General features: G+C 50.0%; 12 protein-coding genes. 5 read left to right on the forward strand and 7 right to left on the reverse strand.

Going from position 1 to position 15,602, the window contains the following annotated elements; translation table 11 throughout:
* Positions 1-7 precede the first annotated feature (7 nt).
* From ACSYSY_RS07705 to ACSYSY_RS07720, 4 genes are all read right to left on the reverse strand, one after another.
* Positions 8-1,471, reverse strand: coding sequence for a sugar porter family MFS transporter (locus tag ACSYSY_RS07705; protein ID WP_491706988.1), 1,464 nt, complete (start codon positions 1,469-1,471; stop codon positions 8-10).
* 262 nt (positions 1,472-1,733) lie between these two features.
* Positions 1,734-2,654 (reverse strand): RNase adapter RapZ, encoded by a 921-nt coding sequence (gene rapZ / locus ACSYSY_RS07710; RefSeq protein WP_491708251.1) that lies wholly within the window; start codon positions 2,652-2,654, stop codon positions 1,734-1,736.
* Between the two features lie 117 nt (positions 2,655-2,771).
* The gene (locus ACSYSY_RS07715) at positions 2,772-4,574 is read right to left on the reverse strand and encodes a sensor histidine kinase (protein WP_491706989.1); all 1,803 of its coding nucleotides are present in this window, start codon (positions 4,572-4,574) and stop codon (positions 2,772-2,774) included.
* Positions 4,575-4,595: 21 nt separating this feature from the next.
* The gene (locus ACSYSY_RS07720; RefSeq protein WP_491706990.1) at positions 4,596-5,342 is read right to left on the reverse strand and encodes a response regulator transcription factor; all 747 of its coding nucleotides are present in this window, start codon (positions 5,340-5,342) and stop codon (positions 4,596-4,598) included.
* Between the two features lie 214 nt (positions 5,343-5,556).
* Between ACSYSY_RS07720 and ACSYSY_RS07725 the strand changes: the two genes are divergently transcribed.
* The 4 genes from ACSYSY_RS07725 to infC all read left to right on the forward strand — a co-directional run bounded on the left by ACSYSY_RS07725 (position 5,557) and on the right by infC (position 9,896).
* Complete coding sequence (locus ACSYSY_RS07725) at positions 5,557-6,171, forward strand: nucleotide exchange factor GrpE (protein ID WP_491706991.1); 615 nt, start codon at positions 5,557-5,559, stop codon at positions 6,169-6,171.
* Positions 6,172-6,323: 152 nt separating this feature from the next.
* A complete protein-coding gene (locus ACSYSY_RS07730; protein ID WP_491706992.1) occupies positions 6,324-7,226 on the forward strand; it encodes a glycosyltransferase family 9 protein in 903 nt (300 codons plus the stop codon).
* 56 nt (positions 7,227-7,282) lie between these two features.
* Entirely contained in the window at positions 7,283-9,226 is a 1,944-nt protein-coding gene (gene thrS, locus ACSYSY_RS07735; RefSeq protein ID WP_491706993.1) for a threonine--tRNA ligase, read from the forward strand.
* 127 nt (positions 9,227-9,353) lie between these two features.
* Positions 9,354-9,896, forward strand: coding sequence for a translation initiation factor IF-3 (infC, locus tag ACSYSY_RS07740; protein WP_491706994.1), 543 nt, complete (start codon positions 9,354-9,356; stop codon positions 9,894-9,896).
* A 162-nt stretch (positions 9,897-10,058) separates the two neighbouring features.
* Here the strand turns inward: infC and ACSYSY_RS07745 are convergent, their stop codons facing one another.
* The 3 genes from ACSYSY_RS07745 to ACSYSY_RS07755 form a co-directional block, all read right to left on the reverse strand.
* Positions 10,059-10,988 (reverse strand): MBL fold metallo-hydrolase, encoded by a 930-nt coding sequence (locus ACSYSY_RS07745; RefSeq protein ID WP_491706995.1) that lies wholly within the window; start codon positions 10,986-10,988, stop codon positions 10,059-10,061.
* A gap of 88 nt (positions 10,989-11,076) precedes the next feature.
* Positions 11,077-11,952, reverse strand: coding sequence for a methylenetetrahydrofolate reductase (locus ACSYSY_RS07750; RefSeq protein ID WP_491706996.1), 876 nt, complete (start codon positions 11,950-11,952; stop codon positions 11,077-11,079).
* Positions 11,953-11,995: 43 nt separating this feature from the next.
* Entirely contained in the window at positions 11,996-12,961 is a 966-nt protein-coding gene (locus ACSYSY_RS07755; RefSeq protein ID WP_491706997.1) for an ArsR/SmtB family transcription factor, read from the reverse strand.
* Positions 12,962-13,200: 239 nt separating this feature from the next.
* On the opposite strand from ACSYSY_RS07755, the gene metE reads away from it, so the two are divergent.
* Positions 13,201-15,525, forward strand: a complete 2,325-nt coding sequence (metE, locus tag ACSYSY_RS07760; protein ID WP_491706998.1) for a 5-methyltetrahydropteroyltriglutamate--homocysteine S-methyltransferase — start codon at positions 13,201-13,203, stop codon at positions 15,523-15,525.
* The last annotated feature ends 77 nt before the right edge of the window (positions 15,526-15,602 follow it).

Genomic DNA, 15,602 nt, shown 5'->3' on the forward strand with positions numbered 1-15,602 from the left:
CAGGGCATTACCTCTCCAGGGACTGCCCTATATCCCGCAAGCGCACGCCATTCATAAGGTTCTTCTCGATTTCTTCGAGTGAGACTCCTTTTGTCTCTGGCACAAAAAAATATGTCAGTGGAATAAAAAGAGCGTTTAAAGCGGCAAAAAGCCAGAACGTGCCATCTGCTCCAAGGGCTTTCATCAGGGTCAGGAAACTGACCCCAACGAGCAAATTGGTCAGCCAGTTTGTCAAAGTGGAAAGAGCAATACCAAAATTGCGGCCAGCCAATGGTTGAATCTCAGCACATAACACCCACATTAACGGACCGGCAGACATCGCAAATCCAGCACAAAAGGTCATAAGCAGGAAGACCGCTGACAGCTGTGCAGCCTCTGAATGTAATCCCATATGCAGTAAGAATGCCAAAGACGTCATCCCAACAGCCATAACAGCAAAACCGGTAAAGAGGATTGGCCTGCGCCCCCAACGGTCCACCAGCCCGACCGCCACAAAGGTAGACAGCATATTGACCATACCGATCATGGCTGTACACCACATTTGAGACTCTGTATCAAAATGAGCCGTTTCCAGAATCTTCGGCGCATAATACATCACGATATTAATCCCTGCGAGCTGCTGCATCGCTTGCAGTAAAATCCCCAATGCAACAGAGCGCCTGAAATTGGGATTATGTTTAAAAAGATGCCACCCTTCCTGCTTCGTCTCGAGCTGTTTTTTGATGGCTTTGATTTCTTTAGCGGCTTCCAGAGGGTCTTCCCGCAAATCCAGAAGAATTTTACGGGCCTCCTTATGACGCCCCTGCGTTATCAGCCAACGGGGACTGTAAGGAAGAAAAAAGATACCGATGAGAAATAGAACAGCCGGAACAGCGGCGACACCAAACATCGCACGCCAATTGCCGGTATAGGTAAAAAATGTATCAGAAAGGAACGCCAGGAATATTCCGACCGTTACCATAAGCTGATAGGTCGAAACCATAGCTCCCCTGGAACCTGGACTGGCAATTTCAGACAGATAAAGAGGGGCCGTAAAGGCTGAAAGCCCGACAGCCAACCCCATAATGGCCCGAAAAGCAATCATGGAGCTGACTGACCAGCTCAAGGCGCACCCTAATGTACCAAGAACAAAAATAGCCGCTCCTATACAGAGAGACCATTTTCTTCCCCAGGAACGAGCCATCCAGCCTCCACAGAGGGCCCCCACAGCGGCACCAGCCATCATGGCACTGACAACCCATTCAAGCTGGAACGTCGTAGCGTTATATTTTTTCCCGAAAAATCCGAGAGCCCCGGATACCACACCAATATCAAGACCGGACATCAAACCTGCCAGAGCTGCAACAATTCCGATGGCTATGATTTTAAGCTGTGCAGGATCCAACAAAGCACCATCATTTTTGTCTTCAATCTCATTATCCTGAGAGTGTGAAGAAATACCGCCAGATTTTGTCAGATTTTCTGAAGACATAAAATTATGAACCCCGATTTTATTCTAATTATGAAGTGTTCCAACCGGCTCCACTGGCAGCTCTCTGAAATCGAGCTTTTATTTTGTCTGGTAATTTTTTCGGGAAAGCCGTCTCATCTACCCGCTCAGGATAAAGCAAAAGCTATCGATAAAACGTTAAAAGCACCAAACCTTGCGGGTATAAAACATCGCAGACACCATTCGTCCGTGACAAAGCGCTATAAGCCTGTACTGACTATAATCTATGGAGGTCTCTGAGCCGTTATTCCGAGACAGAAGGCGGGACGGCCCAACGCCAGGACGCCAGACCCTGGCGCGCCAGTTCCCTGTGCACAATCATAATGGGCAACTTGGCAGACTCTTTTTGCTGCATGTCACCTGCCAGATCCCTGGCCAACGCTTCAACAACCGTTACAGAGCGATGGCGCCCCCCACTACACCCGACAGCGATTGTAACATATTTCTTCCCCTCCTCGACAAAGCGCGGCAAGGTCAGCTTTACCAGAGCTGAAAGATGATCATAAAATCTTTGATAATAAGGGTCTGCCTTCACGTAGGAAGCGACATCCTCTTCCAGCCCTGTATGAGGACGGAGCGTTTCATCATAATGAGGGTTCCGCAGAAATCTTACGTCAAACACCATATCCGCTTCACGCGGCAATCCGGCCGGATAGGCAAATGACATTAACACGACGGAAAGTCCCTGACGGGTCGTTCCGTCAAAACGGGCTTCAATCAACCGCCTGAGTTCCGGCAGAGGAAGATCTGACGTATCAAGCACCAGATCCGCTTCAGCTTTCAGAGGTGCCAGAAGTTCTTTCTCCTGCTCTATGCCTGTCAGCACTTCACCAGACGATACAAGCGGATGGCGGCGCCTTGTTGCGGTAAAGCGGCGCAACAGGATGTCATCCTCCGCCGTCGCATAAAGTAACTGCACCGTGCAATCAGGCAGAGCACGCAATTCCGCAAGATATTTTAACGCAAGATCAGCCTTGAACCCCCTGCTCCGCACATCAAGTCCGATAGCCTGCCATTTTCCGGAACGGGATGTTAAGGCTTCAAAAAGATCGAGTGGTGGGTTATCCACAACGTCATAACCCAGATCTTCCAACACGCGCAGGATAGAGGCTTTCCCCGCCCCTGAAAGACCGGTTACCAGAAGGATATGGCGGCTTTGGGTCATCCCTTCACCTCGATGTGGGTAAGAAGGAAGTTCATTTTCTGAAAAAGCGCTGGATTTATCCATTTCTTCTGTCATCCTCCTACTCACAACGCGGAAATTATAGCATTTTTGACGTTTTCAATCGTCAGAATTTTTCGCTTCATCAGCCTCATAGGAAGGCAGGCAGATAATAAATCTCGCTCCAATAATCCCTTCTTCACCCGTTCTCTCGCTGACTCCGAGCCGATTTTCAGCATAAATTGCTCCATTTAGGGCAACCACAATCTGTTTGCTGATCGCCAGACCGAGCCCTGAATGCTGTCCAAATTTTTCGTTTACAGGACGATCCGAGTAAAAACGGTCAAAAATCATATCCAGCTTGTCTTCCGGGATTCCAGGCCCCTCATCCTCAATCATGATATCAACATAATCACGATGATGGATCTTGTGATTTTTGTGAATCTTGCGGGAAGGACCCGCCCTACGTGCCCGAATCGTCACGATTCCGTTAGGTGGTGAAAAAGAAAGGGCATTCCCGATAAGATTTCTGAAAACCTGAACCAGTCGATCTTCTATGGCATGAACCCAGAAAGTATCTTTTGGCACATCCAGCACCATAATCGGGTCATTTTCCTTGCGTGTTGTCTGGTGCATTTCAACGAGGAAATCCAGAAGCGGTTCAATCGCAACCGGTTCTCTTAAACCGCGCGACAAATCCCCTTCAACCCGGCTGGCATCCGATATATCCCTGACCAGACGTTCCAGACGTTTTACATCTTCCTGCAAAACCTCGATCAGATGAGTGCGCACATCCGGCTTTTCAATCCGTGGAAGGATTTCCAGTGCTGAACTAAGAGAGGCAAGAGGATTTTTAACCTCATGGGCAACTTCAGCAGCGAAACGTTCCGTACCATCAATGCGGGCCCAGAGCGCAATCGCACTACTACGCGTGGAACGTGCCAATGAGCCAATTTCATCTTTCCGGCTTAACAAAAACAATGGAACCGCTTCGGGGTGCCTGCCCCCTTCCAGATGTAATTTCTTTGTCACACCGACGAGCTGAAGAATAGGCCGTGCAATCGTGTAGGAAAAATACCATGACAGCATGACCGTCACCCAAATGGCCAATAACATCAGGGTTAGAATAGAGGACCTTACAGCAAACAAAATACGGTCAATTTCCGGCGCTCTTCTGGTCAGCTGTAGCTCCGCTATGGCCTCACCATTGCTTCTGACAGGCTCGATAATGGTAATCAGCAGGGCATTTGTTGCATTACGCCGGATATAAGGAGGCAATTCAGCCTGAAACGGCTTGATATTAAGAGATGCGTCATCCTCATTACTTTCAGTCGGATCGACCTTGAATGGAATCAATCCTTTATGAGCAGAGGCCAGAGAATCAACCAGAACCCAGTTATAGAATATATCAATGATATTCCGTCTGGGAGGATGCCAGACACCTTCCTCTGAATGTGTAAATTCGTCATCATCCAGAGGGAGAGGCGTATCAATAACCGTATGGTGCCGGCGGCTGTCTGCCAGTAATTCACCATTGGAATCAAAAAGCCTGATATGACCGTCCAGGCTGGTCTGCATCAGCTTGTCAAGAAGGTCTTTCGCACGGTTCTTGTCAAGAACGGTCTGCCCCTGCGGGGTCGTTTTCTCGGCGTTGATTTCCAGAATACGGGCATAAATATGAGCTTCTTCCCGCAGTGCCATCACATCTGTATGGAGCAAGCCGTGCTGATATTGTTTTAAGTAAAGCAATAATCCTGCCAGAAATAAAAGAGGCAGAATATTAATAAGTAACAATCTCCCCAAAAATGGAGACGTGCAATATCGAAAAAAATCCTTTTCCTTGATTTTGCGTATATTTCTTCTAATAAGAAGCGATATATACGCAAAATTCTTGGATTTTAAGGCTTTTTTTAGATAAAACATAAATATCTGATATATGAAATATTATACATCTTTATATTTATATCCAATTCCATATAACGTCTCAATCTGGTTAAAATCATCGTCTACTGTACGAAATTTTTTCCTGACACGTTTAATATGACTGTCCACTGTGCGGTCATCGACGTAGATATCCCCCCCATAAGCCGCATCAATCAGCTGATCACGGGTTTTAACCAGGCCCGGTCTTACAGCCAGCGTTCTGACGAGCAAAAACTCCGTTACCGTCAGAGAGACTTCCTGACCATTCCACATACATTGGTGACGGGCATCATCCAGAGTCAGCGCTCCACGGATCAATACAGCCTGACCTGCCAGAGCCGGCTCCCCTCCGTCACCAGCCTGACTGAGCTCATGACGCCGCAACAAGGCACGAATCCGCTCTACGAGCAGACGCAGGGAGAAAGGTTTTGTGATGTAGTCATCCGCGCCAAGACGCAAGCCCATCAGCTGATCGACTTCGTCATCCTTGGAGGTAAGAAAAATAACCGGAATGTTGGAACGCGTACGCAATCGGCGCAGAAGCTCCATGCCATCCATCTGGGGCATATGGACATCCAGCACAACGAGAGAGACAGGGCGTGACAAAAGAGCCTGCAAGGCACTTTTCCCATCCGCATAGCTGACAACGACAAACCCCTCTTCCTCCAAAGTCAATTGGACAGACGTCAGGATGTTTCTATCATCGTCAACAAGGGCAATAACAGGCTCAGCCTCTGATTGCATACCAAATTCAGCTTTAATATCCATATAGCTTTCCTAAACAGTCCATTCCACACAGAAAATTCGCTGGCACGCCATAGAACATTTATAGTCTATATTACGATACTGTTATATTTACAAATATAACAACGACAATTATCCCATACCCTCTTGCTTTAAAACCAATCATCACTATCTGGTCCAGAAAGGCAGGATCGTGATAAACAGGCCCGAATAATCAGACCAGAAAGCAGAGCATATTATGGAACAGCATACACACTCTCCCGAAAGCGACCAAGCTGGCGAAACAGATATGACCCAGGAACAGGGCCAGGAAGCCTCTTCCGCTCCTGAGGAGACCATTGAATCTGCCAAAGCCGAAGCAGCGGAAATGAAAGACCGCTGGATGCGCGCTGAAGCAGAGCTGCAGAACCTCCGTGCGCGCACAAAACGCGATGTAGAGGACGCCCGGCAATATGCTGTGCAGAAATTTGCCCGCGATGTTGTTGAAGGCGCTGAGAATTTGCAGCGTGCCCTTTCGGCTCTGCCTCCGCCTCAGGAACATGAAGACGGTCTTATCAAAAAAATGCGTGAAGGACTGGAAACCACCGAGCGTTCCTTCCTTTCCATTCTGGAACGTCATGGAATCCGCCGGCAGGACCCCACTGGTCAGAGCTTCGATGCAAACCTTCATCAGGCCATGCAGGAACAACATTCCGACAGCCACGCCCCAGGGCAGGTCATTCAGGCCTGGACACCGGCATGGACACTGAAAGACAGGCTCCTTAAACCGGCCATGGTTATTGTTGCCAGCCCGTCTTCAACCGGGCAGGCCCAGCAGGACGGTTCAGAACAAAAACCCTCACAGGGAAGCTGAACGCCGATAAGAACGCCGAGGCGCCTATTATAAATAACCATGATCCTGCCGGTCATATTCTCGTCATTAAACATGGTGCTTTAGGCGATATATTTCAGGCATTCAGTGCATTTGCAGCGATCAGACGAGCTTACCCTGCGGCTCGTCTGGCCGTGCTGACATCTTCGCCCTATGAAGCGCTTTTGCGCAGCTCCCCCTGGTTTGACGACGTATTTATTGACGACCGAAAGCCTGTGACGGACGGACGTTCAGCCAGATATTTATGGTCGCTCTTTCAGAATTTTGACCATGTCATTGATTTACAGAATTCAGGCAGGACACGCTTATATAAGCGCCTTTTATCACTCCGGCCACATAAGAAGCCCCTATGGTCTGACCATATGAATCTGGGCATCGAAGCCCCTTTCAAGACCCTGTTTCATGCCAGAGACATGCATACGCTGATCCGGCAGGATAATTTTCTCAAAGCGCTTCATATAAAACCTGTCTCAAGAACGATCCCGGACTGGATTCCGCCCCCAGAGGAGTCGTATCCTTATCCACCTTCGCCTTATATTGTCATCGTCCCCGGCGCTGCCATGCACCGGCCCCGTAAAATATGGCCCTTAAGCCATTTCTCAGACCTGATTTCTCACCTGCAAAAACAGGGATATCGCTGCGTCCTCGTTGGAGGAGACTCCCAGAAATATTCAGGAAAGATTCTCAAAGAAGAGCACAAGAAACTCTTTGATTTTATTGGGAAAACATCTCTTTTTGGACTGGTCCATCTGCTAGGTCGTGCCTCTCTTGTCATAGGAAATGACACAGGCCCGCTCCATATTGCCGCAACGATGGATCGTCCGACCCTGACCCTTTTTTCGAATGAAAGTGATCCACGGCGCTGTTCTCCTTTGGGATTAACCCCAGGATTTAACAGAATTCTCTCAAGTGAGAGCCTGTCCGATCTCAGCGTTAAAAGAGTAACGAATTACCTTGATCACTGGCTTTCAGACTTAATTGACGCTAAAAGTCAGACCATTACATTTTCGCATTCAAAAGACACTTGCGGAGACTGATCTCCGGGGCCATTTTGACCATTGTTGCTTATTTTATATTCCAAGGAGCGTCCCTTATGCCCGTCATAACCCTACCCGATGGAAGTCTTCGCACCTTCGATGGGGCAGTGACGGGTACCGCTATTGCCCAGGATATCGGGCCCGGACTGGCCCGCTCCGCTCTGGCAATGGAAGTTGACGGCAAACTCTCCGACCTTTCTGCAACCATAAATCATGACGCAGCTATTCGCTTCATCACCCGCAAGGACGAGGAAGCCCTTGACCTGATCCGCCATGACACAGCCCATGTGCTTGCTGAAGCCGTGCAGGAACTCTGGCCGGGTACTCAGGTGACCATCGGCCCAAGCATTAAAGACGGATTTTATTACGATTTCGCCCGTGACAAGCCTTTTACACCTGAAGACTTTGCGGCCATTGAGCAGAAAATGCTCGAAATCATTAAAAGAGGCACGCCCTTCACGCGTGAAGTATGGAACCGCAATGAAGCGATCACATATTTCGAGAATCATGGCGAAAAATTCAAAGCCGAGCTGATTCGCGACCTGCCGGAATCAGAAGAAATTTCCATTTACCGCCAGGGTGACTGGCTTGATCTTTGCCGCGGCCCCCACCTGCCCACAACGGCTGATGTCGGAACGGCTTTCAAGCTCATGCGCGTTGCAGGGGCCTATTGGCGCGGTGACCATCACAACCCGATGCTGACCCGCATTTACGGCACAGCCTGGCGCGATAAAAAAGAACTCGAAGCCCATCTGCATCGTCTGGAAGAAGCTGAAAAGCGCGATCATCGCCGCATCGGCAAGGAAATGGACCTCTTCCATATTCAGGAAGAAGCCGTTGGTCAGATTTTCTGGCATCCAAAAGGTTGGCGCCTTTATAACACCCTTCAGAATTATATGCGGCGTGCGCAGGAGCGTAACGGCTATCAGGAAGTAAAAACACCTCAACTGGTTGACCGTACCTTATGGGAAGCTTCCGGCCACTGGGACAAATATCGTGAAAACATGTTCGTCGCCAGTATTGAAGATGAGAACACAACCCTCGCCCTCAAGCCCATGAACTGCCCTTGCCACGTACAGATTTTCCGTAACGGTTTACGTTCCTACCGTGAGCTTCCCTTACGAATGGCTGAATTTGGTGCGTGTCATCGTTACGAACCCTCTGGTTCCCTCCACGGGATTATGCGCGTCAGGGGCTTTACGCAGGATGACGCCCATATTTTCTGTACGGATGACCAGATTGCCGATGAAACAGCCCGTTTCGTCTCCATGCTGGCGGAAGTCTATAAAGACCTCGGCTTTGAATCCTTCCGCGTAAAATTCTCTGACCGCCCTGAGACACGCGCAGGCTCAGATGACGTCTGGGACAAAGCTGAAGGCTCTCTGAAAAAAGCCTGCGAAATGGTCGGCGTTGATTATGAGCTCAACCCCGGTGAAGGCGCTTTTTATGGCCCGAAACTTGAATTTGTCCTGACAGATGCCATCGGCCGTGACTGGCAGTGTGGCACCTTGCAGGTCGATTATGTTTTACCAGAGCGCCTTGATGCCTCTTATATCGGTGAAGATAGCGCCCGCCATCGCCCTGTCATGTTGCACCGCGCCATTCTGGGAAGTTTTGAGCGTTTTGTCGGTATTCTCATTGAGCAATTTGCCGGCAAGTTCCCTCTCTGGCTGGCCCCTGTTCAGGTTGTTGTTGCCTCTATCGTGACAGATGCCGCTGATTATGCCCATGAAGTGGCAAGCGCTTTACGCAAAGCTGGTCTTTCTGTTGAGACAGATACGCGTAATGAGAAAATCAACGCCAAAATTCGCGAGCACAGCCTTGCACGCGTTCCTGTCATATTAGTCGTCGGGCGACGTGAAGCTGAAGAGAAAACAGTTGCGATGAGACGTCTTGGAGGTAAGGATCAGGAGATTCTCGGCTTTGCTGAAGCGGTAAAAGCCCTCTCTGAAGAAGCAACACCCCCTGATCTTCTGAGAGAAAAAACTGAAATCGCCTGAATTAACAGAAAATGACCCTCGCCCGAAAAGCTTTCCCTTGCGTCACTCTTCTGGCGAGGCTATGAATTTAATGTCAATAGAAAGACTGCTCTGACGTAAGGGCAGTTCTTGTAAACAGAGACAGGAGTTGACCATATCTAAACCGCCGTTTAACGCCGCCCCAGGTCGGGAAGGGCCGCGTGTTAATGATGAGATCCGTGTACCGCAAGTTCGTGTTATTGATGCTGATGGCGGTATGGTTGGGGTAATGCAGACGCGTGATGCACTGGCACGTGCTTTCGCTGCAGGATTAGACCTATTGGAGATCAGCCCGACGGCGGAGCCGCCTGTTGCTAAAATCCTTGATTACGGCAAGTTTAAGTACGAGCAGCAAAAAAAGCGTAACGAAGCTCGGAAAAAACAGAAGGTTATTGAAATCAAGGAAGTCAAGATTCGCCCTGGTACGGGAGAACATGACTATCAGACAAAACGCAAGGCGGTTTTATCCTTCCTTGAAGGGGGCGATAAGGTCAAAATTTCCCTACGTTTCAAAGGACGTGAAATGGCTCACCAGGAGCTGGGCGTCAAAATCATGGAACGCCTCCGTCTCGATGTGGAAGATATGGCCAAGGCTGAGCAGATGCCACGTCTTGAAAACCGTCAGATGGTGATGATTCTAGCGCCCAAATAATAGGGTTTCTGCTGGAAAAACGTTACGCCTATTCCTTCTTTATAGAGGGAATAGGCTTTTTTTACGACATGACACACAGCAGGAACTGCCAGGCGCCACTTTTTCTGTCCTGAAACAGGATCAGTTTTTTAAGAAACTGACACTGATCCTGTCTTTTTCCTTTCAGATTTTATTGACTGGAATACGGATATAACTCACGCCATTATCATCTGGTTCAGGAAGATGCCCTGCCCTCATATTCACCTGCACAGAGGGCATGATTAAAGTTGGCATGGCGAGGGTTCGGTCACGGTCATTGCGCATTTTGACAAAGGCTTCTTCCGTCACCCCATGGCTGACGTGAATATTATTTTCTTTTTCTGCTTCAACGGTCGTCATCCAGAGATAATGATCCCGCCCGGCTGATAAATAATCATGACAGAGGAACAAGCGCGTCTGGGGAGGAAGTGAAAGCAATCTCTTGATTGAATGATAGAGTTTTCGTGCATCTCCACCGGGGAAATCCGCGCGTGCTGTGCCAAAGTCAGGCATGAAGATCGTATCCCCAACAAACGCGGCATCACCGATAATATAAGCCATATCAGCAGGGGTATGACCTGGCACATGCAGCACCGTTACATCCAGCTCACCAATTTTGAACTGCTCTCCATCTTTAAAGAGATGATCAAATTGTGAACCATCACGGGCAAAGTCGGTCCCGGCATTGAAAAGCTTGCCAAAGACGTCCTGCACCCGCAGGATCTCTTCTCCGATCCCGAGCTTTCCGCCCAATTTTTCCTGCAACCAGGGAGCCGCAGAAAGATGATCCGCATGAACGTGGGTCTCAAGCTGCCATTCCACCGTCAGACCTGCTTCATGAACGTAAGAGACAATCTGCTCCGCTGAGGCAAAAGAGGTGCGCCCTGCGGCCGGATCATAATCCAGCACACTATCAATGACAGCCGCCTTATGCGTGATCGGGCATGAAACGACGTGACTTGCTGTGCACGTGGCTTCGTCAAAAAAAGTACGGATTACCGGGGCTGGCGATTGCCCTTTTGTAACCCGTTCAATCTGTAGTGCAGCTTTCTGAAGTGCTAAATCTTCGCTCATCTCTTCCCCTCCCGAGGTCTGCTCTATATCACTATTTTATATAGGACTTTCTCGGGAAAAGAAAAGAGATCTTAAACGACAATTAAGTTTAAAAATGATGCCCCAATAAAAGAGACAGGCTGGTGGGAGCAACGCTATGATTCAGCGTATAAATATGGAAATGCTCCACCCCTTCTGAATGCAGTGTCTGGCAAAGCCGATCTGCCATAACGGCTGCGATCCGACCTCTTACGTCAGGATAATTATCTGTTCCCTCAAACACGTCCCTTAAGGTGGCGGGAACCCGTGCACCGCACATACCGGCAAATTTCCAGGCTTGTGCAGCATTGCCAATGGGCAGAATTCCGGGAATGACCTTTTTCTCAATTCCAAATTTCGCCAATTTATCCCGGAAACGCAGGAACGTTTCTGCCTCAAAGAAGAACTGGGTAATCGCCTGATCCGCTCCGGCGTCGAATTTACGTTTAAGAACGTCCAGATCCACTTCAGGGCTTTGAGCCTGAGGGTGCGTTTCAGGATAGGCGGCCACCTTGATTTTAAAAGGGGCCAGTTTTTTAAGACCTTCAATCAGCTCGATTGCTGATCCGTACCCTTGCGGATGAGCTTTAAAGGGAGTCGGCTTTCCATCCACAGGCGGTGGATCTCCCCTGAGAGCAAGAATCTGTTTTACGCCCGCATCCCAGTACGATTGGGCCACTTCATTCACTTCATCTCTGGATGCACCAACACAGGTCAGGTGCCCCACCATGGGCACGTCAAATTCCTGCACCATGGCTTTCAATGTTCCCAAGGTGCGTTCCTGTGTTGTGCCCCCTGCACCGTACGTCACAGACATAAATTCCGGTTTCAGAGCGACCAGCGCACGCGCTGTTTCCATCAGGGCGTTATGGCCCTCATCAGTTTTAGCAGGGAAAAACTCAAATGAAATATTGGGCAAAGCCCCAGAAACAGCGTGTGCAGACATGTTAAAAATCGTCCTTATATGTGATCTATATATGAAAATCCGTTTATTCTTTTTCCAAACTCTTCCCCATTGGGCGCTGTCCAAGCCAGAGCTTGACAGTCAATTCCCCTTCAAGCGCTAAAGGAGCCATGGGCGTTAATCCCGCCTGCCGGAACCATTCAGTCATATTCTGGTCCCCAAAGCCAAGCGAGGCATGCGCATCACGCGTGCGCAAATCTTCACGATCGTGAGCCGCAAAATCGACAACAAGCAACCGCCCTCCTGGTGCCAGAAGGCGGGCGGCCTCTGCCAGAACAGCGGCAGGATATTGGGCGTAACGCAGGACCTGGTGCATGATTGCCAGATCTGCCATGTCATCACCCAGCGGCAGGGCATAAAAATCACCCTGCCAAAGTTCAACACGGCCTCCATGCCGCGTTTTTACAGAAGCCAGTTTAGCCCTCGCCAGACGCAACATGGCGGGACTTCGGTCAAACCCCAGAGCAGTCTCTGCCTGCGGTGCCAGAAGCTCCAGCATACGGCCTGTACCTGTGCCGATATCGACCAGACGCCCTATGGGATCTGACCCGACCAGTTTGAGAAGTGCCGCTTCCACGTCCTGTTCTGAAACGTAGAGAGAGCGGATCTCATCCCATTCCGTCGCATGATCCTCAAACCACCCCTGGGCCGTATCCACCCTTAAAGTGCGGATCGCCTGCAAGCGGTGCCGGTCTGCCTGTACGCCGGCCATAGTCCCGTTTGATGAGCGGGACCATTGATCCAGAGCCGCAAAAACAGGGGCCAGAATCTCTTCTGGCCCAAGTGTCAGAAACACCCAGCTCCCCTCTTTACGGCGGCAGACCAGATCCGCCTCAACCAAAATGCGCACGTGACGGGAAACGCGCGGCTGGCTTTGGCCTAAAACCTGCGCGAGTTCCCCAACTGAAAGTTCCATCTCCCGCAAAAGCTGGAGAATCCGTAATCGTGTTGGCTCAGAAAGAGCCTGAAAAATACTAATAGCCTGGTCCATGAAAGAGCATATATAACGACTTCTTTATATGTGCAAGAACTGTTGACACAATCTGCAAGATTTGCCACTTATGATGACCAGACGCAGCGTTTGCGCATATTCTTTTTATGTAAAGACTCTGTAAGAGAAGGGACTTCATGCCCTTTCTGACTATTTAGAGACGATAATTTCTGGTGGAGTCCCGCTGAGAGCGTTTCTGTCTCTCCCGACTGCTCTACCGCTATATTATGGGGCAAAGAATGACTGTACGCGTCGCTACTTTAGGCTTCCCACGTATCGGGAGCCACCGCGAACTCAAAAAAGCACTGGAAAGTTACTGGGCTGGCAACAGCTCTGAATCTGACCTTCAGAAAACAGCCGCTGAGCTTCGGGCCGCCCATTGGGCCCGGCAGAAAAAGGAAGGGGCTGACATCATCCCTTCCAACGACTTCTCTTTTTATGACCATGTGCTCGACACCAGTGCGATGGTTGGAGCGATCCCAGCCATTTATGGCCAGGTCAGTGATAAAATGGACCTGACCACCTATTTCGCCATGGCTCGTGGCCGCCAAACTACTGGTGCACAGAAAACCACTGAAGAAGGATGTGGGTGTGGTCATGGCAAGGGCGTTGACGTCCCCGCTGCTGAAATGACCAAATGGTTTGACACGAACTATCACTTCCTTGTGCCGGAATTCACCAAAGATCAGGCCTTTAAACTGACCTCAACCAAGATCATTGATGAATATCGCGAAGCACGCGCTCAGGGCTTTGAAACACGCCCTGTCATTCTTGGCCCTGTCAGCTTCCTGCTCCTCGGCAAGACTCATGACGAGTCCTTCAACCGCCTTGACCTCTTAAACAAGCTTCTGCCTGTTTATGTGGACGTTCTGAGCCAGCTTCAGAAAGAAGGCGCTGAGTGGGTCCAGATTGATGAACCAACATTGGTTCTTGATCTTGATAATAACGCTCGCGCTGCTTTCAAACAGGCTTATCAGACCCTCACAAGCAGCGTGCCCGCTCTCAAGCTGATGCTCACAACCTATTTCGGTGCGCTGGGTGACAATCTTGAGACAACACTGGCTCTCCCTGTTCAGGGGCTGCATGTGGACCTCGTCCGCGCTCCCGAACAGCTGAAGGACGTTCTTGCAAAAGCTCGCCCTGACCTGCTGCTTTCACTTGGGATCATTGATGGCCGCAACGTCTGGAAAGCGGACCTGAACAAACTGCTGAAAGTCATTGAGCCGATCGCTGCCAAGCGTGACCTCATTCTTGCTCCTTCCTGCTCTCTGCTTCACACCCCGATTGATCTGGAACGTGAAACAAAGCTGGATGCGGACGTTAAATCATGGCTGGCTTTTGCGGTTCAGAAAATTGCTGAACTTTCCACACTTTCCAAAGCCCTCAATAACGGGGCTGCCTCTGTCAAATCAGAGCTGGAAGCCAATGGTGCTGCGATTGAAAGCCGCAAAACATCAAGCAAAATTCATAACCCTGCGGTTAAAGAACGTATTGCCCAGAACGACCCGAGCCTGACCAAACGGAAATCACCTTTCCCAGTCCGTCAGAAAGCTCAGGAAGCCACTCTGAAGCTGCCTCTCTTCCCCACAACAACGATTGGCTCTTTCCCGCAGACTGCTGAAATCCGCAAAGCCCGTGCCCAGAACGCCAAAGGCGAGCTGAGCGCTGCGGACTATAAAGCGTTCCTTGAGAAAGAGACAAAATCCGCCATTATCTGGCAGGAAGAAGTCGGCCTCGACATGCTCGTGCATGGTGAGTTCGAGCGTAACGACATGGTGCAATATTTTGGTGAGCAGCTTTCAGGCTTCGTCTTTACCAAAAATGCCTGGGTGCAGTCTTATGGCTCACGCTACGTCCGTCCGCCCATCATTTATGGTGATGTGACACGCCCTGCCCCGATGACACTCGACTGGTGGCGTTTCTCACAATCCTGCACAAAGAAACCCATGAAAGGCATGCTGACAGGTCCTGTCACCATCCTGAACTGGTCCTTCGTGCGTGATGACCAGCCTCGTTCTGTCACTTGCCGCCAGATTGCTTTCGCTATCCGTGACGAAGTGCAGGACCTCGAGAAAGCTGGCTGCCAGGCTATCCAGATTGACGAAGCCGCTCTGCGTGAAGGCCTGCCTCTGCGTCGTGCTGACTGGCAGCATTATCTGGACTGGGCTGTTGAGAGCTTCCGCGTCACTGCCAGTGGTGTTGAAGACAAAACCCAGATTCACACACATATGTGCTATTCTGAGTTCAATGACATCATCGGTGCCATCATTGCGATGGATACAGACGTGATCTCCATTGAGACGGCTCGTTCCAAAATGGAACTGCTGGGGGCCTTCAGCCACCACCGTTACCCTTCAGAGATTGGGCCAGGCGTGTATGACATCCATTCACCCCGTATCCCAAGCGTTGAAGAAATGGTGGATCTGCTTAAAGCCGCAGAGAAGAAAGTGGACCGTCGCCTGCTTTGGGTGAACCCCGATTGCGGCCTGAAAACACGCCGTTGGGAAGAAGTCAAACCAGCGATCACCAACATGGTCGAAGCAGCCCGCCAGATGCGCGGCTAAAACCTGAAACCGTCATGCTTTAAAAGAAAGGCGGCAGGGATATTTTCTCTGCCGCCTTTTTGTTTCATGCTAGATTT

Source organism: Aristophania sp. ESL1100 (assembly GCF_058511235.1).

What these genes read in the sequence shown, in the direction of transcription:
- ACSYSY_RS07705 (WP_491706988.1), bottom strand. Translation starts at nt 1,471, where the DNA reads ATGTCTTCAGAAAATCTGACAAAATCTGGCGGTATTTCTTCACACTCT.
- rapZ (WP_491708251.1), bottom strand. Translation starts at nt 2,654, where the DNA reads ATGACCCAAAGCCGCCATATCCTTCTGGTAACCGGTCTTTCAGGGGCG.
- ACSYSY_RS07715 (WP_491706989.1), bottom strand. Translation starts at nt 4,574, where the DNA reads ATGTTTTATCTAAAAAAAGCCTTAAAATCCAAGAATTTTGCGTATATA.
- ACSYSY_RS07720 (WP_491706990.1), bottom strand. Translation starts at nt 5,342, where the DNA reads ATGGATATTAAAGCTGAATTTGGTATGCAATCAGAGGCTGAGCCTGTT.
- ACSYSY_RS07725 (WP_491706991.1), top strand. Translation starts at nt 5,557, where the DNA reads ATGGAACAGCATACACACTCTCCCGAAAGCGACCAAGCTGGCGAAACA.
- thrS (WP_491706993.1), top strand. Translation starts at nt 7,283, where the DNA reads ATGCCCGTCATAACCCTACCCGATGGAAGTCTTCGCACCTTCGATGGG.
- ACSYSY_RS07745 (WP_491706995.1), bottom strand. Translation starts at nt 10,988, where the DNA reads ATGAGCGAAGATTTAGCACTTCAGAAAGCTGCACTACAGATTGAACGG.
- ACSYSY_RS07750 (WP_491706996.1), bottom strand. Translation starts at nt 11,952, where the DNA reads ATGTCTGCACACGCTGTTTCTGGGGCTTTGCCCAATATTTCATTTGAG.
- ACSYSY_RS07755 (WP_491706997.1), bottom strand. Translation starts at nt 12,961, where the DNA reads ATGGACCAGGCTATTAGTATTTTTCAGGCTCTTTCTGAGCCAACACGA.
- metE (WP_491706998.1), top strand. Translation starts at nt 13,201, where the DNA reads ATGACTGTACGCGTCGCTACTTTAGGCTTCCCACGTATCGGGAGCCAC.